This window comes from Bradyrhizobium shewense, from assembly GCF_900094605.1.
GTDB lineage: Bacteria > Pseudomonadota > Alphaproteobacteria > Rhizobiales > Xanthobacteraceae > Bradyrhizobium > Bradyrhizobium shewense.
Map to the genome: position 1 here is coordinate 21,596 of NZ_FMAI01000017.1, position 22,383 is coordinate 43,978.

18 protein-coding genes are annotated in these 22,383 nt (G+C 65.0%); 13 read left to right on the forward strand and 5 right to left on the reverse strand.

Going from position 1 to position 22,383, the window contains the following annotated elements:
- Positions 1-119 precede the first annotated feature (119 nt).
- Positions 120-1,460: a sn-glycerol-3-phosphate ABC transporter substrate-binding protein UgpB gene (gene ugpB, locus GA0061098_RS27965; protein WP_091964242.1), complete on the reverse strand. Its 1,341-nt coding sequence runs from the start codon at positions 1,458-1,460 to the stop codon at positions 120-122.
- 183 nt (positions 1,461-1,643) lie between these two features.
- Here ugpB and GA0061098_RS27970 point away from each other — a divergent pair, with 183 nt between their 5' ends.
- From GA0061098_RS27970 to GA0061098_RS28015, 10 genes are all read left to right on the forward strand, one after another.
- Positions 1,644-2,639 carry a TRAP transporter substrate-binding protein gene (locus GA0061098_RS27970; protein WP_091964564.1) on the forward strand — a complete coding sequence of 332 codons (996 nt, stop codon included), beginning with the start codon at positions 1,644-1,646 and terminating at the stop codon, positions 2,637-2,639.
- A 6-nt stretch (positions 2,640-2,645) separates the two neighbouring features.
- Positions 2,646-4,724 carry a sensor histidine kinase gene (locus GA0061098_RS27975; RefSeq protein ID WP_245323666.1) on the forward strand — a complete coding sequence of 693 codons (2,079 nt, stop codon included), beginning with the start codon at positions 2,646-2,648 and terminating at the stop codon, positions 4,722-4,724.
- Positions 4,694-6,439, forward strand: a complete 1,746-nt coding sequence (locus GA0061098_RS27980) for an ATP-binding response regulator (RefSeq protein ID WP_091964245.1) — start codon at positions 4,694-4,696, stop codon at positions 6,437-6,439. Before GA0061098_RS27975 ends, GA0061098_RS27980 begins: the two co-directional genes overlap by 31 nt.
- A 10-nt stretch (positions 6,440-6,449) precedes the next feature.
- Positions 6,450-7,187: a response regulator gene (locus GA0061098_RS27985; RefSeq protein WP_018316843.1), complete on the forward strand. Its 738-nt coding sequence runs from the start codon at positions 6,450-6,452 to the stop codon at positions 7,185-7,187.
- A 433-nt stretch (positions 7,188-7,620) separates the two neighbouring features.
- Positions 7,621-8,232, forward strand: a complete 612-nt coding sequence (locus GA0061098_RS27990) for a sigma-70 family RNA polymerase sigma factor (protein WP_091964248.1) — start codon at positions 7,621-7,623, stop codon at positions 8,230-8,232.
- Positions 8,233-8,761: 529 nt separating this feature from the next.
- Entirely contained in the window at positions 8,762-9,460 is a 699-nt protein-coding gene (locus tag GA0061098_RS27995; protein ID WP_091964251.1) for a cytochrome c biogenesis CcdA family protein, read from the forward strand.
- Positions 9,461-9,491: 31 nt separating this feature from the next.
- On the forward strand, positions 9,492-10,055 hold the full coding sequence (locus tag GA0061098_RS28000) for a thioredoxin family protein (protein ID WP_091964254.1): 564 nt from the start codon (positions 9,492-9,494) through the stop codon (positions 10,053-10,055).
- 102 nt (positions 10,056-10,157) lie between these two features.
- Positions 10,158-11,132 carry a hypothetical protein gene (locus GA0061098_RS28005; protein ID WP_091964257.1) on the forward strand — a complete coding sequence of 325 codons (975 nt, stop codon included), beginning with the start codon at positions 10,158-10,160 and terminating at the stop codon, positions 11,130-11,132.
- A gap of 445 nt (positions 11,133-11,577) precedes the next feature.
- A complete protein-coding gene (locus tag GA0061098_RS28010) occupies positions 11,578-12,171 on the forward strand; it encodes a L,D-transpeptidase (RefSeq protein ID WP_091964260.1) in 594 nt (197 codons plus the stop codon).
- A gap of 87 nt (positions 12,172-12,258) precedes the next feature.
- Entirely contained in the window at positions 12,259-13,296 is a 1,038-nt protein-coding gene (locus tag GA0061098_RS28015; protein ID WP_091964568.1) for an amino acid ABC transporter substrate-binding protein, read from the forward strand.
- 201 nt (positions 13,297-13,497) lie between these two features.
- On the opposite strand, the gene GA0061098_RS28020 is transcribed toward GA0061098_RS28015, so the two are convergent.
- Positions 13,498-14,637 carry an acyl-CoA dehydrogenase family protein gene (locus GA0061098_RS28020; RefSeq protein ID WP_091964264.1) on the reverse strand — a complete coding sequence of 380 codons (1,140 nt, stop codon included), beginning with the start codon at positions 14,635-14,637 and terminating at the stop codon, positions 13,498-13,500.
- Between the two features lie 146 nt (positions 14,638-14,783).
- A complete protein-coding gene (locus GA0061098_RS28025) occupies positions 14,784-15,998 on the reverse strand; it encodes an acyl-CoA dehydrogenase family protein (RefSeq protein WP_091964267.1) in 1,215 nt (404 codons plus the stop codon).
- Positions 15,999-16,136: 138 nt separating this feature from the next.
- On the opposite strand from GA0061098_RS28025, the gene GA0061098_RS28030 reads away from it, so the two are divergent.
- Entirely contained in the window at positions 16,137-16,682 is a 546-nt protein-coding gene (locus GA0061098_RS28030; RefSeq protein WP_091964570.1) for a carboxymuconolactone decarboxylase family protein, read from the forward strand.
- Positions 16,683-16,772: 90 nt separating this feature from the next.
- A complete protein-coding gene (locus GA0061098_RS28035) occupies positions 16,773-17,267 on the forward strand; it encodes a VOC family protein (protein WP_091964271.1) in 495 nt (164 codons plus the stop codon).
- A gap of 90 nt (positions 17,268-17,357) precedes the next feature.
- Here the strand turns inward: GA0061098_RS28035 and GA0061098_RS28040 are convergent, their stop codons facing one another.
- Complete coding sequence (locus GA0061098_RS28040) at positions 17,358-18,593, reverse strand: MFS transporter (RefSeq protein WP_091964277.1); 1,236 nt, start codon at positions 18,591-18,593, stop codon at positions 17,358-17,360.
- A 164-nt stretch (positions 18,594-18,757) separates the two neighbouring features.
- The gene (locus GA0061098_RS28045) at positions 18,758-20,005 is read right to left on the reverse strand and encodes an MFS transporter (RefSeq protein ID WP_091964572.1); all 1,248 of its coding nucleotides are present in this window, start codon (positions 20,003-20,005) and stop codon (positions 18,758-18,760) included.
- A 195-nt stretch (positions 20,006-20,200) separates the two neighbouring features.
- Here GA0061098_RS28045 and GA0061098_RS28050 point away from each other — a divergent pair, with 195 nt between their 5' ends.
- A complete protein-coding gene (locus tag GA0061098_RS28050; RefSeq protein WP_165637651.1) occupies positions 20,201-22,267 on the forward strand; it encodes a prolyl oligopeptidase family serine peptidase in 2,067 nt (688 codons plus the stop codon).
- Positions 22,268-22,383 lie beyond the last annotated feature (116 nt).

Consider the following 22,383-nt stretch of genomic DNA (forward strand, 5'->3'; position numbering starts at 1 on the left):
CTTGTCCCGGGCATCCACGTTCTTCGTAGCGTGTGGCAAGGCGTGGATGGCCGGGACAGGCCCGGCCATGACGCTGCGGAGAGAGCTTGCACGCTAACGTCAAGCTTCGCTTCCGTCCTCTACCGCTCTGGACTCGCGCGCTCGAACTGGCGCAAGAGCTTGTTGCCGCGCTCGACGGCGGAATCCAGGGCGGATTGCGCGCTCTTCTGGCCGGAAAAGGCCTGCTCCAGCTCGTCCTCGATCGCGCCGCGGATCAGGACGAAGGAGCCGAGCCGGATGCCCTTTGAATTCTCCGTCGGCGGATTGAGCGTGATCTCCTCGAACGAGATCGCCGAGCCCGGATTGCGCTCGTAAAAGCCCTGCGCGCGCGTCAGCTCGGAAGCGGCGCGGGTGATCGGCAAGTATCCGGTGTTCTGATGCCAGGCGGCCTGCACGCCGGGCTGCGACAGATAGGCGAAGAAGCGCGCCACGCCCTTGTATTCCTCGCGCGGCCGGTCGCGCAGCACCCACAGGGTGGCGCCGCCGATGATCGAGTTCTGCGGCGCGCCCTTCACGTCGGGCCAATACGGCATCATGCCGTAGCCGATCTCGAATTTCGAATTCGCCTTGATGTCGGCGCGCGTCGCCGAGGAGCCGATGAAGATGCCGCATTCGCCGCTCTGGAAGCGCGGCTCGGCCGCTTGGCCGCGGCCGCCATAGTCGAACAGTTTCGTCTTTTGCCATTCGGCGAGTTGGGCGATGTGTTTGACCACGACCGGATTGTTGATGGTCAGCTCGGCATCGAGCCCGGCAAAGCCGTTCCCGCGCGTCGCCAGCGGCAAATTATGGAAGGCGGAGAAATTCTCGACATGGATCCAGGACGGCCATGACGTGGTGAAGCCGCACGCAGCGCCACGGTCGCGCAGGCGCTTTGCGGCGGCGCCAAGCTCCGGCCAAGTCTTCGGCGGCGTCTCCGGATCGAGGCCGGCGTCGCGGAACATGGTCTTGTTGTAATAGAGGATCGGCGTCGAGGAGTTGAACGGGAACGACAACAAATTGCCGGCCGCATCGGTGTAGTAGCCGGAGATGGCGGGCAGGTAGTCATTGAGCGAGAACGGCTCGCCCTGGTCCCGCATCAGGCTGAACACCGGATAGATCGCACCCTTGGCCGCGGTCATGGTGGCGGTGGCGACCTCGTTGACCTGGACGATCGCGGGCTGGCTGCGCGAGCGGAAGGCGAAGATCGCGGCGGTCACCGTCTCGGTGTAGTTGCCCTTGTAAGCGGGCACGATGCGGTAATCGGACTGCGAGGCGTTGAAGTCCGAGGCGAGCTTTTCCAATTGCCGCCCAAGCTCGCCGGACATGGCGTGCCACCACGCGATGTCGGTGGCGGCGCGCACGGGCGCGGCCAATGAGAGAGCCGCCAATGCGGCGACGAGCTGCAAAAGGCGCGATGCTGAAGTCACGATGGCTCTTCCCATGCCGCGCGACAAAGGCGGCTGCCCTGCTTACGGCGCGGCATATCCGGTTTCAACCGGGAATGAGCGCCGGCCGCGCCGCACAATTACACGCCGCGCCGAGCGGGATGGCCTTCCCCCGACCATCTGCTAGATTGCATTGAACCTTTTGCCCCCGCCATAGACTCCACCACTGAGGGGTTGAGTGTGCCAGTGTTGAGCCGTGCCGAACTCTCGCGGACCGGAGTGATCGTCGTCGCGCTTCTGCTTACCGTCTGTGCGACGGGCGCCGTCGCACGCGAATTTCGCGCCGCCGATACCCAGACCGAGGATTACCCGACCGTCCAGGCGCTGCGCTACATGGGCGCGCTGATCGCCGAGCGCAGCGGCGGCCGCCACGAGATCAAGGTGTTCCACTCCCGCCAGCTCGGCGAGGAAAAGGAGACCATCGAGCAGACCCGGGCTGGTGCGATCGACCTCAACCGGACCAACGTGGCGCTGATCGGCAACTTCGTTCCGGCGATGAACGTGCTCGCCATGCCGTTCCTGTTCCGGTCCATCGAGCACATGCAGAAGGTGCTGGACGGGCCGATCGGCAGCGAGATCCTTGATAGCTTCGAGCCCTATGGCTTCGTCGGGCTCGCCTTCTACGATTCCGGGGCGCGGTCGATCTACAACGGCGCCCGTCCGGTGAAGACCATCGCGGATCTCAAGGGATTGCGGATCCGGGTGCAGCAGTCGGAGTTGATGAGCCAGATGATCCGCTCGCTCGGCGCCGAGCCGGTCGAGATGCCCTATGGGCAGGTGCTCACCGGGCTCGCCAACCATCTGATCGACGGCGCCGAGAACAATTGGCCATCTTTCGTGACGACGGACCATTACACACACGCCGGGCATTATACGCTCACCGAGCACACGATGAGCCCCGAAGTGCTGGTGATCTCGCTGAAGGCCTGGCAGAGCCTGTCGCCGGACGACCGGACCATCTTCAGGGAGGCCGCGCAGCGCTCCAGCCGGTTCATGCGCGAGAAATGGCGCGACCTCGAAGAACAGTCGCAGCGCAAGGCGCTGGAAGCCGGCGTCACCATCATCAGGGATATCGACCGCAAGCCGTTCGAGGACGCGATGGCGGCGATCTACGCCAAGGCCGGGCGCGAGCCCGCCGCGGCCGCGCTGATCGAACGCATTCGCAAGGTGGAGTGAGCCGCGTTGGCTGCACTTGGACATACCGAGCACGCAGACAGGCCGTCCGGCCCGATCGGACGGCTGCGCGCACGGCTGGTCGGCGTGCTGCGGGCGGTGCCGATCCGCTGGCGCATCCTGTCGATCGCGGCGCTGAACTCCGCCGTGGTGGTGGTGCTGGTGGCGATGATCTGGAACGGCGCGCAGGTGCTGGGCTCGGCCTGGGGCGACGTGCGCCAGGTGCGCGAATCCGACCGGATCCTGGCGCTGCTCGAAAGCGAGACCGGGCGCCTGCACAATTTGATCCATCGCTACATCAACCAGCCGAGCCCGGACCTGTTCGCCGAGATCCTGCTGCTGCGCGAGGCGGTGTTGGGCACGCTGACCAACCGCGCCGCCAAGGACCCGATGCTGTCGGGCTCGGTCGAGGAGCTGGAGCGCACCACCGACCGCTTCCTCAACGGTTTCGGCGAGCTGCGCAGCGTGCAGGCCACCATCGCCAAGACCTATGAGGACCAGGTGCAGGGCCCGGCCAGGGACATGGCCGGGCTCTATTCCATCATCGAAGGCGCCACCGGCCATCGCGACGCGCTGATCTGGCCATCGCTCGGAAAATCCCGCGAGGCCTTCACCGCGATGCTGGTCGCGGCCAATTCCTATTATCTGTCGCTGTCATCGGGCGCCGCCGACGACGCGCGCCGCAACACCGAGACGATCGAGAAGACCATCCCCGTGATGATCGATCTCGCCGACAACGACCTGCAGAAGATGGCCCTGCGGCGGCTCGGGGCCCGCACCGCCGCGCTGCGCGAGGGCTTTGCAAAGCTCTCCGAGCAACTTGCCAGCCGCACCGAGCTGCTCCGCAACACCATCGACGCCAGCCAGGCCGAGGCGATCGGCGCCATCGACGACCTCTCCACCAAGATGCGCCGGCGCGAGCAGAGAGCGCAGGAGACCTTTGACCGCACGCTGGCGGATATTTCCCGCCGCGTCCTTTCGATTGCGGTGATCTTCCTCGGCATCATCCTCACCGCCGGCGTGATGATCGCGCTGTCGATCCGGCTGCCGCTGCAGCAGATCATGGCGGCGATGCGCGCGATCACGCTCGGCGACCTCGACCGCGAGGTGCAGGGCACCAAGGCCCGCGACGAGGTCGGCGCCATGGCGCGCGCGGTGGAGGTGTTCCGCGAGAACGCGATCGCCAAGCGCGAGACCGAGGACGAGCTGCGCGCGTCCAAGGAGAAGGCCGAGAGCGCGCTGCTCGAGCTCAATACCGCACAGCAGAATTTGATCGATGCCGAACGGCTGGCGGCGCTCGGCGGTCTCGTCGCCGGCGTCGCGCACGAGGTCAACAACCCGATCGGCATCAGCCTCACCGTTGCTTCAAGCTTTGCCCGGCGCAGCGAGATCTTCGAGGCCCAGCTCAGGGGCGAGGGGGGCCTGCGCCGCTCGCAGCTGGAGGAATTCGTGCAGTCCTCGCGCGACGCCTCGCAGCAGCTGGTCGCCAATCTGCAGCGCGCCGGCGAGCTGATCCAGTCGTTCAAGCAGGTCGCGGTCGACCGCTCCCATGCCGAGCGGCGGCAATTCTCGCTCAGCGAGGCCACCGACCAGATCATCGCCAGCTTGCGCCCGGTGCTGAAGCGCTCGCCGATCACGCTCCAGGTCGACGTGCCCGAGGGGCTGCTGCTCGACGGCTATCCCGGCTCCTATGGCCAGATCCTCACCAACCTCTTCCTCAACGCCGCCAACCACGCCTTCGCCGACGGGCGTGCCGGCACGATCATCATCCAGGCGCGGCCACGCGGGACCGAGGACGTCGAGCTCATCTTCACCGACGACGGGGCCGGCATGACCTCCGACGTGCAGCGCCAGGCCTTTGACCCTTTCTTTACCACCCGGCGCAATGAAGGCGGCACGGGACTCGGGCTTCATATCGTCTATAACCTCGTCACCCAGCAGCTCGGCGGGCGCATGATGCTGGAATCCAAGCTGGGACAAGGCACCACTTTTCGCATTATCATGCCCCGGGTTGCCAAGGGCGGCGCGCAAAGCACAGAAAGTGACGGGACTTCTCAATGGCCGAACAGGACGATGTCCTCCACCTGATCGACGATACCGGTACCGCGTCGGAGGATGCCAACGCCCGGAAATGGAAGATCGCCGTCATCGACGACGATCCGGCCGTGCATGACGGCACCCGTTTTGCTCTCTCGGATTACAGCTTGAACGGCCAGAGCCTGGAGATCCTGTCGGCCTATTCCGCGGCGGAAGGCCGCAAGCTGATGGCCGAGCACAGCGACATCGCCGCCGTGCTGCTCGACGTCATCATGGAGACCGACGTCGCCGGCCTCGAGCTGGTCGAGTTCATCCGCAACGAAATCCGGAACGAGACGGTGCGCATCATCCTGCGTACGGGACAGCCCGGCCAGGCGCCCGAGCGGCGCGTGATCGTGCAGTACGACATCAACGACTACAAGGCCAAGACCGAGCTCACCGCCGACAAGCTGTTCACCTCGCTGACCGCGGCGCTGCGCTCCTATCAGCAGCTCGAGCGCATGGTGCAGACAAGGCGCGGGCTCGAGATCATCATCGACGCGGCCTCGACGCTGTACGACTTCAAGTCGATGCAGCGGCTCGCCGAGGGTGTGCTGACCCAGCTCGCCTCGCTGCTCAACGTCGATTGCGCCGGTATACTGGTCTTGCGCGACAATGGCGGCCTCGACCCCGAACTCTCGGTGCTCGCCGGCAGCGGCTGCTACAGCCGCTTCATCGGCACCACGACGTCGAAGGCGCTCGATCCCGAACTGCGCGAGATGGTGGAGGCCGCGTTCCAACGCCGCAAGAACGAATTCGCCGACCACCGCAGCGTGATCTATTTGCGCACCGGGTCCGGCCGCGAGGTGGTGGTGCTGCTGCAGGCCGAGCGCGAATTATCCGAGACCGATCGCTCGCTGGTCGAGATCTTTTCCTCAAGGCTCTCGATCGCCTTCGACAACGTCATCCTCTATCAGCAGCTCCAGGCCGCCAACACCCAGCTGGAGGACCGCGTCGCCCAGCGCACCCGCGCGCTGATGCAGGCCAACCGCCGCCTCTCGGCGCAATGGCTGCGGCTGCAGCGTGCCAACGGCTTCAAGAACGAGATTTTGGGCACCGTCGCGCACGATCTGAAAAATCCGCTCGGCGTCATCCTGGGCCGCACCGAGATGCTGAAGGAGCTGATCTCGACCGGCGCCTCGGAAAACGGCGTGGTCGCCCAGGTCGACCATATCCGCGACGCCACCAAGCGCCTGACCACGATGGTCGACCATCTGATCTCGGATGCGATGGCCGATGCCTTCGACATCACCATCCGCCGCGAGCCGGTCGATGTCGCCGCCCTGGTCAAGGAGGTCGCCGAGGCCAACCAGCCGCTCGCCGTCAACAAGCAGCAGGCGATCAGCGTCGCCGCGCCGGCCAACATCGTCACCATGTGCGACACCGACCGGATCCGCGAAGCCATCGACAATCTCATCAGCAACGCCATCAAATACTCACCAATCGGCGGCAGGATCGACGTGGTCGTCAGCCATGAGGGCAGCGAGACCGTCATCCGCGTCAGCGACGAGGGCGCCGGCTTGTCGCCGGAAGATCTCGGCCGCCTGTTCGGCCGGTTCCAGCGGCTGTCGGCCAAACCGACCGCCGGCGAGAGCTCGACGGGACTTGGGCTCTCCATCGTCAAGCGTATTGTCGACATGCATGGCGGCGAGGTGACCGCCGACAGCGAAGGGCCCGGCAAGGGCTCGACCTTCACCATCACCCTTCCCGCGACCGAAATGCCGTGATCTCAAGACCATGACCCAAAGCCAGCACATCATGATCGTCGACGATGAAGCCCCGGCCCGGGAGATGGTCGGCGATTATCTCAAGATGCACGGCTTCACCGTGACGCTGTGCGACGGCGGCAAGTCCTTGCGCGCCGCGATCCAGGGCAGCATGCCTGATCTGGTCGTGCTCGACCTCAACATGCCCGAGGAAGACGGCCTCTCGATCATCCGCGACCTCAAGAGCCGCATCAACGTGCCCGTCATCATGCTGACGGCAACCGCGAGCCCGATCGACCGCGTGGTGGGGCTCGAGCTCGGCGCCGACGATTACGTGGCCAAGCCCTGCGAGCTGCGCGAGCTGATGGCGCGCATCCGTTCAGTGCTGCGGCGGAGCGGGCCGGCCAAGGCCGCAGCGCCCGATGCCGCGGCGGCGAAATCCGACAAGGAGCAATTGGTACGGTTCGGGACAAAGTGGCTCGATCTCGAAGCCCAGGCCTTGCGCGACGACGAGGGCAACGAGCATCCGCTGACCGCCTCCGAGTTCGGGCTGCTGAAGGTGTTCGCGGCCAATCCGAAGCGCGTGCTGTCGCGCGAGCGCCTGCTCGAACTCGCCAACGCGCGCGACGCCGAAGCCTTCGACCGCGCCGTTGATCTCCGCATCATGCGCATCCGCCGCAAGATCGAGCCCGATCCGGCCAAGCCCGCCGTGATCCGCACCATCCGCGGCGGCGGCTATCTGTTCTCGCCGGCGGGCGAGAAGGCGTAAGAGCAGCCACACTCCCCGCCGTCGTCCCGGACGAGCGCAGCGATGATCCGGGACCCATAACCACAGGAAGTGGTTATGACGCCAAAAGGGTAACTCCGAGTCTTCGCCAAATTTCTCCCTGTGGTTATGGGTCCCGGGTTCGCTTCGCGCCCCGGGACGACAGGAGAGTGATTAGCGCGACCGAACGCAAATCTCCGGGATTCGTTCCGTGGCGCCTCCGTCCGGCTCAAAACCCCTACCCCCGTATTTTCCGTACATTGAAATTCCACGCTTTTTTGTCCCGAATGTTTCGTCATCCCTCCTTCGACGAAACAATTTGGCGGCGCACGAAACCATTTTCCCCTTTTCGTGCAGACGTCCCGAAACGTTGGCTCATTAACACTTTGGTCCAAGGAAACGCCGCTCGGTCGCGGCGCTACGGGGAGCCAAGTCAATGCGGAACGTCATCGCCATCAACGCCCAGGCCAGCCAGAGCATCATCGCCGCTCAGGCGACTTCGGACGACATGCTTCTCGAAAGCATTGCCGACGGCAACCGGACGTCGATGCATATCCTTTATTGCCGGCACAGCGTGCGGGTGTACCGCTTCATCCTGCGCATCGTGCGTGACGCCACCGCGGCAGAAGATCTCGTCAGCCAGGTGTTTCTGGACGTGTGGCGCACTGCCGGCCAGTTCCAGGGCCGCTCGCAGGTCTCGACCTGGCTGCTCTCGATTGCCCGCTTCAAGGCGCTGACCGCGATGCGCCAGCGCCGCTTCGAGGACATCGATCAGGAGGACGTGCGCCAGATCCCCGACGATTCCGATACGCCGGAGACCTCGCTCGACCGCAGCGACACCAGCGCCATCCTGCGCGCCTGCGTGCAGAAGCTGTCGCCCGCGCATCGCGAGATCATCACCCTCGTCTACTACCACGAGAAGTCGGTGGAGGAGGTCGGGCAGATCATCGGCATCCCCCAGAGCACCGTGAAGACGCGGATGTTCTACGCCCGCAAGCAGCTGGCGGAATTGCTTAGGGGCTGCGGCGTCGAGCGCTTCGCCGCCTAAGCTCAATGAATTCAAAGGGATAGGGCCACCGATCTGGCCCTCTCCCGGGACACGGAAGTGTTACCGCCCACGAAACAATTGAAACAAAGCACAACATCAGGCGGAAAAACTTCCCTCCTATAAAGCTCACATACGGTTTTGCTTAAACCTCCCAAGGACCTCTACGACCCGGACGGGATGCCCCCCTCCGGGTCGTTTTGTGTTTGGGGGCATGTTGCCGACTCTAGCCGCCGGCTGAGTAAGGAGGGCACCACTCTCTCATTCCCTCCCCCCTTGTGGGGAGGGGCAGGGAGAGGGGTGCCGCACGGGGACTCTCTCGATTTTGCACGCGGAATGAGCGGAGATGGATGGACCATTTCCTGGGCTACCCCTCTCCCCTGCCCTCCCCCACAAGGGGGGAGGGAGCGCACTGCCGCTGCGGCTAACGGGCTGCCTCGCAAACCCGCTCCCCGTCACGAAGCCGTGACGCTCCGTAACGATCGCCCCATCCCGCCCGAACTCCCCTCGTGACCTCCTTCACGAGTGCCCCATGCTCGAACTTGTCTTCGCCGTCCTTGCCGGCATCCTCACCATCGCCGCGCCCTGCACGCTGCCGATGCTGCCGATCCTGCTTGGCGCCTCGATCGGGCGCGCGGGGCATCTGCGCCCGGCGATGATCGCGCTCGGCTTCGTGCTTTCCTTCTCGGCGACCGCGCTGCTGCTGGGTGCGATCACCCGCCTGTTCGATTTCGATCCGAATGTGCTGCGCGAAGCCGCCGCGATCCTGCTGCTCGGCTTTGGCCTGTTGATGCTGTGGCCGGCGCCGTTCGAATGGCTGTCGAGCCGGCTCAATGGCTGGCTCGATCTCGGCAATTCCGGCGCTACCCAGCGCGAGGGCGCGCTCGGCGGGCTGGTGCTCGGCACCACGCTGGGCCTGGTCTGGACGCCTTGCGCCGGCCCTGTGCTCGGCTCGATCCTGACGCTGGTTGCGACCTCGAAGAACCTCAGCTGGGCCGGCACGCTGCTGATCGCCTATGCGATCGGCGCCGCGATCCCGATGCTTGGGATCGCCTATGGCGGGCAGGCCGCGACCACACGCGTGCGTAGGCTGGCGCGGATCTCGCCGCGGCTGCAGCAGGGCTTTGGCATCGTCGTGATCGGCTTCGCGGTCGCCGCCTATTTCCAATACGACACGCTGATCGTGGCGTGGCTCACCGGCTTCTATCCCACCGGCCAGATCGGCCTGTGATCATCCCTCATCTTCACCGGAGGACGCTTCCATGACTTTCAAGCTGCTCGCCGTCTCGGCCGCCCTGATCGGCTTCACCGTCACCGGCGCCGTCATTCCCGGCATCTGCGAGGAGGCCGCGCGCGCCACGCCTGTCCTCACCGCCGCCGCAAACCAGCAGACCGCGCCGGACTTCGCCGGCGTCACCAACTGGTTCAACTCGAAACCACTGAGCATGGCCGATCTCCGCGGCAAGGTCGTGCTGGTCGATTTCTGGACCTATGGCTGCGTCAACTGCGTCAACACGCTGCCGCACGTGACCGACCTCTATGCCAAGTATAAGGACAAAGGCCTGGTCGTGGTCGGCGTCCACACGCCGGAATTCCCGTTCGAGCGCTCCGCCTCCAACGTGCAGGCCGCGCTCAGGCGCCACGGCATCACCTATCCGGTGGCGCAGGATAACGATTCGAAGACCTGGAACGCCTACAGCAACCGGTACTGGCCGGCGCAATACATCATCGACCAGACCGGCAAGATCGTGTTCCAGCACGCCGGCGAGGGCCGCTACGACGAGATCGACCGCACGGTGGCAAAGCTGCTGAACGTCAGCAGCTGATGCGGCGCGGGCATGGTGCGGCGGGTTTCGGCTGTCACCCTTGTTGCTTGACTCCACGGACCCGTCCGTGGAGTTTCGCGCTGACGCAATCAGCCGCCCGCAATGGACGACACGCCCCTCAATAACGACATCCGGCTTCGTGAAGGCGCCTCGATCGCGCAGCGGCTGGTCATGTCCGGCTTCGCGGCCGCCGTTGCGCTCTGCTTCACGCCGGGCCTGCTTACGCACGACACGCTGGAAATCATCATATCGGTGGCGGCGCTGCTGGTGGGAGCCGGGTTCGTCGTTGGCATCATGATGGCGCCGGCGGTGGTGTGGATCATCACGCCGGGCGAGATCCTGATCGGGCGGCAAAGCCCGTTCGGAAAGCTGCGTACGCGCATCGTCGCGAAGGACGTCATCACGAGGCTGCAGGTTCCCGGCAGCAAGCGGGTGAAGGCCCGCTTTCAGCTCGTCTTCACGCTGACTTCGGGAGAGCGACTGACGTCCCCGCCGATCTCCGACGTCACCCATGTTCGCGACACCGTGGCCCGGATCGCAGCGCAGTTCGAGGTTCCCAATGTCGAGGAGCCCGTCAACCCGCTCGATGCCAGCAATCCCGAGATGCATCTCGGCGAGCCGCTGGAGGCGTTTTCCGCGCGGGACATCCGCATCGTGTCCCTGATCGCCGTTGCATTGTCCGCCCTGCCCTATGCCTACAAGCTGTGGCGCGGATGGCCGCCCAGCCATGTCGACATCCTGCTGCTGCCGCTCGGCGTGCTCGCGGCGTTCGCCGTGCATCGCTATGCCAACCTCGTCACCGGCGCGTTCTGGATCATCCGCGAGGACGACATCCGCGTCGAACGCCTGTGGGGAGACGGCACGCCGCGCGCCGATCATATCGAGGGGCATGACGTGAAGACGATCACCGTCGAGCGCCGCGGCCGGTCCGAGGACGAGCACTGCATTGTCACGATCCGCCTGCACTCGGGACGGCGGTTTCGCAGCCCGCGGATCGGCTCGCGGGTGGAGGCGCGCGCGGTGGGAACGGAGATTGTAAGGCGGCTCGGTATCGCGCCGGAGAGCAATAAGATCTGACGATGACGGAGATAAGGCCCGACTGGCTCCCCGATTGAGGTGCGTTCCCTCCCCCCTTGTGGGGGAGGGCTAGGGAGGGGGGTAGCCCGGAAAAAGGTGTCGGTGGTTGGCGCTGCCGAGTGTGGTGTGCGACGGCGAGAATCCCCGTGCGGCACCCCCCTCCCTGCCCCTCCCCCACAAGGGGGGAGGGAACGGAGAGAGCGCCGCATTGGCCAAACACGATGGAGCTTCACTCCATCACGCACAAAAGCGCTTCACCCTTGGGCGAAGCCAAAAACTAGGCTTTTCGCGCCATCCCCTGTTTGTGGCATTGCCAGGCGGGCGTCAAAAAACCAAAGCATTCTCGTGACATATCAGGGCGGCGCGCCATCAACTTGCCATGAACATGCCCCTCAGGTTTGATGGTTCCGAATGATTTGCGCCGTGGCAGTGGGGAGAGCTTGAAATGACGGATTTTCGTCGCCTGACCGGGATGTTCGTGGCCGCGATCGGCCTGATCCTGTCCGCACCACATGCCATCGCGCAGCAGCCTGATCGCGGCGACGAGCCGGGTCTGGTCGCCGACGACGGCTACCAGCTCGAACCGGAATGGCAGAAGCAGGTCGTCTACTTCCGCACGACCGAGACGCCGGGCACCATCATCATCTCCACGGCCGAGCGCCACCTTTACCTGGTGCAGCCGGGCGGACGCGCGATCCGCTACGGCATCGGTGTCGGCCGCGACGGTTTCCAGTGGCAGGGGCTCGTGAACATCACCAACAAGAAGGAGTGGCCGGACTGGACGCCGCCGCCGGAGATGATCCAGCGCCAGCCCTATCTGCCGCGCTTCATGGCCGGCGGGCCCGGCAACCCGCTCGGGGCCCGCGCCATGTATCTCGGCACCACCGTTTATCGCATCCACGGCACCAACCGCCCCGATACGATCGGCACCAAGGTGTCCTCGGGCTGCTTCCGTCTCGTCAACAACGACGTCGCCGATCTCTATGAGCGCGTCCCCGTCGGCACCAAAGTGGTGATCCGGCAGAAGCCCGAGCTCTGAGGTTTTTGATCCGAGCATGGTCCTCCGGACCATGCTCGTCGCCTTCCCTCCTGATTCCTTTTCCCGATTTTTCGAGAGAGCAACATGATGCGCACTTTTCGAGGCGGCCTGCTGATCGGGCTCGCGGTCGCCGTGCTGGTCGCCGTTCTGGCCATCATCTACGAGTTCTACGACACCCGTACGCTGAAGCGCACCGTGCGCCGCGGGGAGGTGCTGTGCGGCGTCAACAAGGGCCTGCCGGGCTTCTCGTACTCCGAGGACAACAAAAACTGGACCGGCTTCGACGTCGATTTCTGCCGCGCGGTGGCCGCGGCGATCTTCAACGATCCGGGCAAGGCGAAGTTCATCCCGCTCGATGCCGGCGAGCGCTTCAAGGAATTGCAGAGCCGGAAGGTGGACATCCTCTCGCGCAACTCGACCTGGAGCATGGCGCGCGAGCTCGACTACGACCTCTATTTCCCCGCGGTCGCCTATTACGACGGCGCAGGCTTCATGCTGCCGCGGTCGCGCAACAAGGAGACCTCGCTGGACCTGACCGGCAGCAAGGTCTGCGTCCAGGCCGGCACCACGACGGCACTCAACGTCGCCGATTACTTCCGTGCCAACAACATGAAGTATGACGAGGTGAAGTTCGACAAGCTCGACGAGGTCGTGAAGGCCTACGACACCGGCAAGTGCGACACCCTCTCCGCCGACGTCTCCCAGCTCTACGCGCTGCGGATCAACCTGGCGAAGCCCGGCGACAACATGATCCTGCCGGACATGATCTCCAAGGAGCCGCTCGCCCCCGTGGTGCGCCAGCGCGACGACGATTGGATGATGATCGTGAAGTGGACGCTCTATGCGATGATCAACGCCGAAGAGCTCGGCGTCACCTCGGAGAACATCGACGAGGCGCTGAAGTCGAAGAAGCCGGAGGTGATGCGCCTCGTCGGCACCGAAGGCAATTACGGCGAGCAGCTCGGCCTCACCAAGGACTGGGCCGTCCGCATCATCCGCCACGTCGGCAATTACGGCGAGATGTACGAGCGCAACATCGGCGAGAAGTCGAAGCTGAAGATCCCGCGCGGCATGAACCAGCTGTGGAACGCGGGTGGCGTGCAGTACGCGCCGCCGATGCGGTAAGGAAGAGGCGGCTCTCTCTGCTGTCGTCCCGGCGAACGCCGGGACCCATACCGCGTGATCTATCGATAAGCACAGGTGACAGTACCGCGGAGAGATCTTCAAACTCCGAGCCTTCGTCAAATTACTCCCAGGGGTTATGTGTCCCGGCGTTCGCCGGGACGACACCCGGGGTGAGGCACCATCGTGCCTTGGGCCGTCGCCTCAATACCCCCGCGCGCGCGCCAGCTGCTCGGTGTGGTAGTTGGCGTCGCCGAACAATTCCTCGCACACCCGGGCACGCTTCATGAAGAAGCCGATGTCGAACTGGTCGGTCATGCCCATGCCGCCGTGCATCTGCACGCCTTCCTGCACCGCGCGCGTGGCGGTGGTGCCGGCGCGGGCTTTTGCCACCGCGACGGCCGATGTTGCCTTGGCAACATCGGCATCTAGCGCCTGAAGCGCCTTCATGGTGGCGGCGCGGGTGATCTCGATATCGACATAGAGCTCGGCGGCGCGATGCTGCAGCGCCTGGAATTCGCCGATCAGCTTGCCGAACTGCTTTCTGTTTTTGAGGTACTCAACGGTACGGTTGAAAACTTCTTCGCTGAGGCCGACCATTTCGGCGGCGACCGCGCCACGGCCGATGTCGAGCACGCCGTCGAGCAGCGCGGCGCCCTGATCGATCTCGCCGAGCACGCTGTCGGCATTGACCTCCACATTGGTGAGCTCGATCCGCGCCGCATTGTGCGCGTCGACCATGATGGTGCGCTCGATCGCGACGCCCTTGGCCTTGGGGTTGACCAGGAACAGCGTCAAGCCTTCGCGCTCGCCGGCGGAACCGGCAGTGCGCGCGGCGACGATGAGCACATCAGCAACGTGGCCATCGACGACCAGCGCCTTCGCGCCCGAGAGCTTGAAGCCGTTGCCCGCGCGCACGGCCTGCAGACTGGTTTGGAGCGGGCGGTGCTTTGTGCCTTCGTCGATCGCGAGCGTCGCGAGCAGCGAGCCGCTCGCGATCTTTGGCAGGTACTCCGATTTCTGCGCGGCATTGCCGCCGCGGTTCAGCGCCGAGGCCGCGACCACGCTGGTGGCGAGAAACGGCGACGGCATCAAGGTGCGGCCGATCTCCTCCATCACGACACCGGCCTCGACATAGCCGAGCCCGCTGCCGCCGAACTCTTCCGGCACCAAAAGGCCGGCGAAGCCCATCTCGGCGAAGGAATGCCAAAACTCCTTGGAGAAGCCGGCGGGGTCTTTGCTGTCGCGCAAATGCCGCAGGTGCGACACCGGCGCCTTGTCGCTGATCAGGCCGCGCGCGGAGTCGCGGAGCATTGATTGTTCTTCGGTGAGGACGAGGGCCATGTGCTTGAGTCTCTAACGTCTGGTGGAATGCGTGTTTGTTGCTGTCATTCCGGGGCGCGTTGAAGACGCGAACCCGGTATCTCGAGGTTCTCAGGTGCGCAACTGCGCACCATAGTTCGGTCCTACGGACCGCCCCGGAACGACGATCAAGCCCCCGGCAAATCCAGGATGCGCTTGGCGACGATGCCGAGCATTACCTCGGTGGTGCCGCCCTCGATCGAGTTGGCCTTGGTGCGCAGCCAGGCGCGCGGGCGGGCGCCCTGCTTGGAGCGCTCGCTCTCCCATTCCAGCGCATCGACGCCGCCGGCCGACATCAGGATCTCGTAGCGGCGCTTGTTGAGCTCGGTGCCGTAATATTTCATCGCCGACGAGAACGCCGGATGCGCCTGTCCCGCCTTGGCGAGATCGACGGCGCGCTCGGCGCAGGCCGCGAGTGCGGCTTCATCGACGTCGAACGTCGCGATCTTGCCGCGCAGCATGGAATCATCGAGCCGCCCCTGCGCATCGGTGCCGACGGAGTTTGCCGCGATCTGACCGAGCGGCCGGCCGACGCCCCGCTCGCCCATCCCCGAGATCATCGCGCGCTCATGCTGCAGCAGGTATTTCGCAACGTCCCATCCGCGGTTGACGGTGCCGACCACATGCGATTTCGGCACGCGGACGCCGTCGAAGAAAGTCTCGCAGAACGGCGAATAGCCGGAGATCAGCAGGATCGGCTTGGTCGTCACGCCCTTCGAGGTCATGTCGAACAGGATGAAGCTGATGCCGTCATGCTTCTTGGCGGCGGGATCGGTACGGACGAGGCAGAAGATCCAGTCGGCGTAGTTGGCGTAGGAGGTCCAGATCTTCGAACCCGTGATGACAAAATCGTCGCCATCGCTCTCGGCGCGGGTCTGCAGCGAAGCAAGGTCGGAGCCGGCATTCGGCTCGGAATAGCCCTGGCACCAGCGGATCTCGCCCGCCGCGATTTTCGGCAGGTGCTCCTTCTTCTGCGCGTCGTTGCCGTATTTCAGCAGCGCCGGCCCGAGCATCCAGATGCCGAAGCTCGACAGCGGCGGCCGCGCGCCGATTTTTCCCATCTCGGCGCGCAGCACCTTGTGCTCGGCTGCGCTCAAACCTCCGCCGCCATATTCCCTAGGCCAGTCAGGCACGGTCCAACCCTTGTCGCGCATGCGCTCGAACCAGATGCGCTGCGGCTCGGACGAGAACTTTGCGTTGCGTCCGCCCCAAAACACGTCGGCATCCGACGCCGCGGGCTTGCGCATCTCCGGCGGGCAATTGGCTTCCAGCCAGGCGCGCGTCTCAGCGCGGAATGTTTCGAGTTCGGCGGTCTCAGAATCGCTGGTTTTGGAGTCAGTCATTGGTCGTTTCCATCAATCAAAATCGACTTGTTGGGCGCGACTCTGGGCCAAGCTCCCGCGGAATTCAACCACTTCCGCGACCCGCATTCCGCTATAGTCGCGACCAGGGCGGTGCTTGAAAACAAAGAGGAAACGACGATGCGCCTGAAACTTCTTTCGCCTGGCGAAATGAACGAGAGCCAGCGGCAGACCTATGACGAGTCGATTGCCGGCAAGCGCGGCAAGCCGCCGGCGCCGATGATGGCCTGGCTGAACAGCCCTGAGATGGCCCGTCACGCCACGCGGCTCGGCGAAGTGCTGCGCTTCGACACGATATTCCCCGCAAAGCTTTCAGAGATTGCGATCCTGGTGACGGCGCGGCACTGGACCGCGCATTACGAATGGTACGCGCATAAACGGCTGGCACTGGCGGGCGGCATGAAGCCCGAGATCATCGACGCGATCCGCGACCGCCGCACGCCTGAGTTCGACGATCCCAGGGGCAGGATGATCTACGACGTGGCGAAATCGCTGCACGAGGGCCACGGCGTCGAGAAGGGCCTCTATGATGAGGCGGTGAAGCTTCTCGGTGAGCGCGGCGTGGTCGAGGTGATCGGATTGTGCGGTTACTACACGATGGTGTCGATGACGCTGAACACGTTCGAATTCGAGCTGCCCGAGGGTGAGGTGCCGGAGCTGGCTTAGTTTCTGTTTCCGGAAACGCTGGGTTTCGGAATGGGCCGTCGCAATGTGCCGCAGCCCGCCTTATCTGCTGGTTTTCAACGGAGTATTCCCATGCCGCAAAGCCCAGCCGTCGCCGCCGGCACCAGGATCGGCCACGTTCACCTCAAGGTCGCCGATCTCGATCGTGCGCTCGGCTTCTATTGCGGCGTGCTCGGCTTCGAGCTGATGCAGCGCATGGGCTCGGGCGCGGCCTTTATCTCGGCCGGCGGCTATCATCACCACATCGGGCTCAACACCTGGGAAAGCAAGGGCGGCTCGCCGCCGCCGCCAGGCACGACCGGGCTCTATCACACCGCCATCCTCTATCCGACGCGCGCCGCGCTCGCCGATGCGCTGCACCGCGTGCGCTCGGCCGGCATTGCGCTCGATGGCGCCAGCGATCACGGCGTCAGCGAGGCGCTTTATCTGCGCGATCCGGATGAGAATGGCGTCGAGCTGTATTGGGACAAGCCGAGGGAGCAATGGCCGTTCGGGCCGGATGGCAAGCTTGCGATGTTCACGAAACGGCTGGATGTGGAGGCGTTGTTGAGGGATCGGCAAGGATAGTCTCGTAGGGTGGGCAAAGCGAAGCGTGCCCACGAATCCTGCTGACTCATCGAGCAATCGTGGGCACGGCGCTTTGCGCCTTTGCCCACCCTACGCGAGCTTCGCCCGGGGCTTGCCCCACACCATGATCAACGCCGCCGCTACCACCTCCAGCGCGATGCAGAGATAGAACGGCAGCGAATAACCGCCGGACCAATCGCGCAGAAAGCCAACGACGCCCGGGCCGAACGCGTAGGTCACCTGGTTGATCGCGGTATTGAGGCTGATCAGCACGCCGAACGAAGCCGAATCGAACTCCTGCTGCACGATCAGCGACGGCAGCGTGATCAGATTGCCGACGGAGAAGCCGAACACCGCGCAGGCCGCGATCAGCACGTAATCGTTGTGCAGGTTGATGACGACCAGAAGCGCCGCGGCCTGGCTGAGGAACGACAACGCGGAGGCCAGCCGCTGGTTGAGACGATCGATCACCAGCGAGAACAGCACGCGGCCGACCACCGCCATCGCGGTCAGCACCGCGACGGCGACCGCCGCGCGCTCGCGGCCGATCACGGGATCGAGGAACGAGATCAGATGCACGATGAAGCCGACCTGCGCGAACAGCACCAGCGCAAACGCAATCGTCACCGTGAGGAAGCCGACGTCGCGCAGCGCCCATGCGCGGATCTGCGTCGATGATTGCGGCTTCGCCTTCGCCGCCGCGTGCCAGCCATGGTGATCGGGCGGCCGGCCGACGAGAACAAGGATCACCGGCAGCAGCAGCACCAGCATGGCGCCGGCAGCGGCGTACATCGCGCTGGCAAAGCCGACATGGCCGATCAGCGTCACCAGCAGCGGCACGCCGACGATGCCGCCGAAGCTGGCGCCATTGAGCGCAAGGCTGATCGCCATGCCGCGCTTGTGGTCGAACCACAAGCTGATCGTGTTGGTGATCATGGCGAGACTGGTGCCGGCCCAGCCGAAGGCGAGCACGGCGTCGGCGAGATAAAGCTGCCAGGGCTCGCGCACCGCGCCGATCGCAACGCTAGCTGCCGCCATCGCCAGCGTGCCGGCGATCAGGCAGAGGCGCGGACCGTATCTCCTCACGGCTTCGCCGACGAACACGACGAGCAGCGCGCCGAACAGATAGAAGAACGTGGTGCCCGATGAGATCAGTGTGGTTGGCCAGCCCCGCGCGCGCTGCAGCTCGGCGACATAGACGCTCTGGCCGTAGAAGCCGAGCCCCCAGCCGAAGGTCGCCAGCAGGAAGCAGACCGCGACGATGCGCCAGCCTTCGTAGCGAAGGGAGGATTCATCGATCGCTGGGGCTTGGGGATTGTCGAGCATCGCCGCTTACTCCGTCATGCCCGGGAATCCACGTTGTTCGATCCCAGCACCTAAGACGTGGATGGCCGGGGCAGGCCCGGCCATGACGACATCTAAATAGCCCTCGCCTTAAAATCACTTCGACCTGGATCGAAGTATCAACGTTGCTGACAATCTCCTGCCAGTCAAATCGCGTCCGGGAACTCGCCCATTGCCGCCTCCAGCCGCGCCTTGCGGCGGCGGGCCCAGGAGACCAGCGAGAGCACGGCAAGGCCCAGCACCACCGGCGGGAACACCACCAGGTTCACCGCCGACCAGCCGTAACTGGCGAGCAATTGTCCGGAGGAGAACGAGCCGATCGCCATCATGCCGAACACCAGGAAATCGTTGAAGGCCTGCACCTTGTTGCGCTCCTGCGGGCGGTGCGTCTCCAGCACCAGGGCTGAAGCACCGATGAAGGAGAAATTCCAGCCGACACCGAGCACGATCAGCGTGGCCCAGAAGTGCATCGCGGTGAGACCGGAGAGACCGATGCCGGCGGCGCCGGCTTCCAGCAGCAGGCCGGCGGCCACGACCTTCGGTGCGCCGAAGCGGGCGATCAGCGTGCCCGTGAAGAAGCTCGGCCCATACATCGCGACGATGTGCCATTGAATGCCGAAATTGGAATCGGACACGGACAGCCCGCACATCTTCATGGCGAGCGGCGCCGAGGTCATCACCAGATTCATCATGGGATAGGAGATGATGCCGCACAGCGCCGCGGCGACGAAGCGCGGCTGGGTCACGATGGTGAGCAACGGCCGGCCGCCATGCAGATCGGCCGGTGCGGGTTTGGGCATATCGACGCCGGCGACGATGCCCATGGCGATCAGCGCTACTGCGGCCTGCACCAGGAAGCTGAAGGCGAACAGATAGGGCTGCCAGACATCCATGGTCCATTGCACGAGCTGCGGACCGAGCACGCCGGCGAACACGCCGCCGGCCATCACCCAGGACACCGCCTTGGGCCGGTAGGCCGCGCTGGCGCCGTCGGCAGCGGCGAAGCGATAGGACTGCGCCACGGAGCCGTAGAGGCCGCCGAGGAAGGTCGCGATGCAGAACAGCGCGAACGAGCCGTGCAGGATCGCGAACGAGCCGAGCACGCCGGTGAGCGTGCCGAGAGCGGTGCCGATGACGAAGGCCGCGCGGCGGCCGAAGCGGCGCGAGATCGCGCCGGTCGGCAGCGTGCCGGCGGCAAGTCCGACCACATACATCGAGATCGGTACCGTCGCGAACGACATGTCGGGCGCGAGCGTGGCGCCGACGATCGCGCCAGTGGCGAAGATCACGGCCGAGTTGGCGCCGGTCAGCGCCTGGGCTGCGGCGAGGCGCACCACATTGGCGCGCACGCGAGCGTCGTCGGCGATCTCATGGGCAGAAGTCACGTCAAGCATCGGCTTTTTCTGCCCGAACGGGCTCAAGGGCTTGTTGATTCCCGGCACTATGGAGGGACGCGCATGGCCGGGCAACCGGCGCAAACGGGCGCAGGCCATGCCTCTGACGCAATCGGTGCGATGATAGCGGGCTGCGCACTTGACGGCTTGCGCTCGATCAAATCCTATCCGCCGCTATTTTTCGGAGTTTCGTTCATGACCGTCGACGACAGGCCCACGCTCAGCGCTCCCGACGACGATCCCTGGCTGTGGCTGGAGGAGATCGAGGGCACGCAGGCGCTCGATTTCGTCGAGCGGCAGAACAGCCTGACGCTCCAGGCGTTCGGTGGCAAAGCCTTCGAGCACGACCGCGACATCCTCGCAGCGATCTATGATCGCCCCGACAACATTCCCTATGTCAGCCGGCGCGGCAGCGACTTGCACAATCTCTGGAAGGACGCCGCCAACCCGCGCGGCCTGTGGCGGCGGACCACGCTGACGGAGTTTCGCAAAGCTGCTCCTGCGTGGGAGACCATGCTGGATATCGACCAGCTCGCAGCGCGCGAAGGCGAGGACTGGCTGCTGAGCGGGATCGCCACGACGCCGGGAAGCTCGCGCGCCATTTTAAGCCTGTCGCGCGGTGGCAGCGACGCTGTGACGTTGCGCGAATTCGACCTCGTTACGAAGAGCTTCGTGGCGGACGGCTTTACACTGCCGGAAGCCAAGGGCGGTGCGGACTGGCTTGATGCCGACACGCTGCTGCTGTCGAGCGCCCATGGCAAGGGCATGGTGACGGACTCCGGATACTCGCGGACAGTTCGCCTGTGGCGGCGCGGTCAGCCGGTCGATCAGGCCGAGGTGATCATCGAGACCACCGCCGATCACATGATGATCTATGGCGGCGCCGACGACACCGGCCCTGAGCCGCGGGCCTGGATCGTCGAGCAGATCGACTTCTTCAATCACGCGGTCTGGCTGCGCGACGCGGCCGGTCGCATGACCAAGCTCGATCTGCCGACCGGCATCTGGTTGCAGGCCCATGGCGACTGGTTCGCGATGAAGCTGCGCAAGGACTGGACGGCCGGCGGGCGGACCTACGCCACCGACACCGTGCTCGGCATCTCACTGTCGGCATTCCTGAACGGCAGCCGCGATTTTGCGGTGCTGTTCGAGCCGGCGCCGCGGCGCGCTTTGCAAGGCCTGTTCTGGGCGGCGGGCAAGCTCGTGCTGTCGATCCTTGACGAGCTGCGTCCGCGCTTTGAGATCCGCACGCCGTCGGCCGCCGGCTGGAGCCGCGAGACGCTTCCCGGCCTGCCGCAAATCGGCGTCGTCGACGTCTGGCCGCTCGATCGTCATCCCAGCGAGAGCAACGGCGATCTGCTCGCCAATGTGCAGGATCCGCTCACCCCACCGTCGCTGCTCTTGATCGAGCGCGGCGTCGCAAGCCCCGTCGTGCTGAAGCAGGCGCCGAAGACGTTCACCGCCGACGGCCTCGTGGTGACCCAGCACGAGGCGGCCTCTGTTGACGGCGAGCGCATTCCCTATGTCCAGACCGGCCCGGGAGGCGAGACCGGCGATGCGCCGGTCTATATGAGCGCCTATGGCGGCTTCGCCCATTCGGTGAAGCCGTACTACAATTCCTCGCTCGGCAAGCTCTGGCTGGAGCGCGGCGGCACCATTGTGCAGGCGAATTTGCGCGGCGGCGGCGAGTTCGGCACGCGCTGGCACGATGCTGGCCGGCTCGCCGGCAAGAAACTCTCGCATGACGATTTCGCCGCGGTCGCGGCCGATCTCGTCCGCCGCGGCGTGACGAGCGCAAAACGGATCGCGGCCCAGGGCGGATCGAACGGCGGCATCCTCATCACCAACATGCTGGTGCGCTACCCCGAGCGCTTCGGCGCGCTGTTCTGCACCATCCCGCTGATCGACATGCGTCGCTACACAAAACTGCTCGCGGGCGCGAGCTGGATCGCAGAATATGGCGACCCCGACAAGGCCGAGGAGTGGGAGTGGCTGAAAACCTACTCGGCCTATCACAATGTAAAAGCCGGCCAGACCTTTCCGCCGATCCTGATCGCCACCACAAGGCGCGATGACCGCGTTCATCCCGGCCACGCCCGCAAGATGGCGGCCAAGCTGCAGACCATGGGCTACGAGGCCTGGTTCTACGAGCCGGAAGCCGGCGGCCACGGCTACGGCAAGGACAACAAGGAGCGCGCTGGCTTCGAGGTGCTCGGTTTTCGGTTCTTGAAGGAGAAGATCGGGTGGAAGGATGAAGGCTAGTAGTGATGGGCTCTCGAAGCTCTGATCGTATCGCGAGGTGAGGCGGGCCCAGCTCTCTCATTCCCTCCCCCCTTGCGGGGGAGGGGCAGGGAGGGGGGTGCCACACGGGGACTCTC

What these genes read in the sequence shown, in the direction of transcription:
- GA0061098_RS28030 (WP_091964570.1), top strand. Translation starts at nt 16,137, where the DNA reads ATGCGCCTGAAACTTCTTTCGCCTGGCGAAATGAACGAGAGCCAGCGG.
- GA0061098_RS27980 (WP_091964245.1), top strand. Translation starts at nt 4,694, where the DNA reads ATGGCCGAACAGGACGATGTCCTCCACCTGATCGACGATACCGGTACC.
- ugpB (WP_091964242.1), bottom strand. Translation starts at nt 1,460, where the DNA reads ATGGGAAGAGCCATCGTGACTTCAGCATCGCGCCTTTTGCAGCTCGTC.
- GA0061098_RS28045 (WP_091964572.1), bottom strand. Translation starts at nt 20,005, where the DNA reads ATGCTTGACGTGACTTCTGCCCATGAGATCGCCGACGACGCTCGCGTG.
- GA0061098_RS28000 (WP_091964254.1), top strand. Translation starts at nt 9,492, where the DNA reads ATGACTTTCAAGCTGCTCGCCGTCTCGGCCGCCCTGATCGGCTTCACC.
- GA0061098_RS27985 (WP_018316843.1), top strand. Translation starts at nt 6,450, where the DNA reads ATGACCCAAAGCCAGCACATCATGATCGTCGACGATGAAGCCCCGGCC.
- GA0061098_RS27995 (WP_091964251.1), top strand. Translation starts at nt 8,762, where the DNA reads ATGCTCGAACTTGTCTTCGCCGTCCTTGCCGGCATCCTCACCATCGCC.
- GA0061098_RS28010 (WP_091964260.1), top strand. Translation starts at nt 11,578, where the DNA reads ATGACGGATTTTCGTCGCCTGACCGGGATGTTCGTGGCCGCGATCGGC.
- GA0061098_RS28025 (WP_091964267.1), bottom strand. Translation starts at nt 15,998, where the DNA reads ATGACTGACTCCAAAACCAGCGATTCTGAGACCGCCGAACTCGAAACA.
- GA0061098_RS27990 (WP_091964248.1), top strand. Translation starts at nt 7,621, where the DNA reads ATGCGGAACGTCATCGCCATCAACGCCCAGGCCAGCCAGAGCATCATC.
- GA0061098_RS28015 (WP_091964568.1), top strand. Translation starts at nt 12,259, where the DNA reads ATGCGCACTTTTCGAGGCGGCCTGCTGATCGGGCTCGCGGTCGCCGTG.
- GA0061098_RS28050 (WP_165637651.1), top strand. Translation starts at nt 20,201, where the DNA reads ATGACCGTCGACGACAGGCCCACGCTCAGCGCTCCCGACGACGATCCC.
- GA0061098_RS28040 (WP_091964277.1), bottom strand. Translation starts at nt 18,593, where the DNA reads ATGCTCGACAATCCCCAAGCCCCAGCGATCGATGAATCCTCCCTTCGC.
- GA0061098_RS28020 (WP_091964264.1), bottom strand. Translation starts at nt 14,637, where the DNA reads ATGGCCCTCGTCCTCACCGAAGAACAATCAATGCTCCGCGACTCCGCG.
- GA0061098_RS28005 (WP_091964257.1), top strand. Translation starts at nt 10,158, where the DNA reads ATGGACGACACGCCCCTCAATAACGACATCCGGCTTCGTGAAGGCGCC.
- GA0061098_RS28035 (WP_091964271.1), top strand. Translation starts at nt 16,773, where the DNA reads ATGCCGCAAAGCCCAGCCGTCGCCGCCGGCACCAGGATCGGCCACGTT.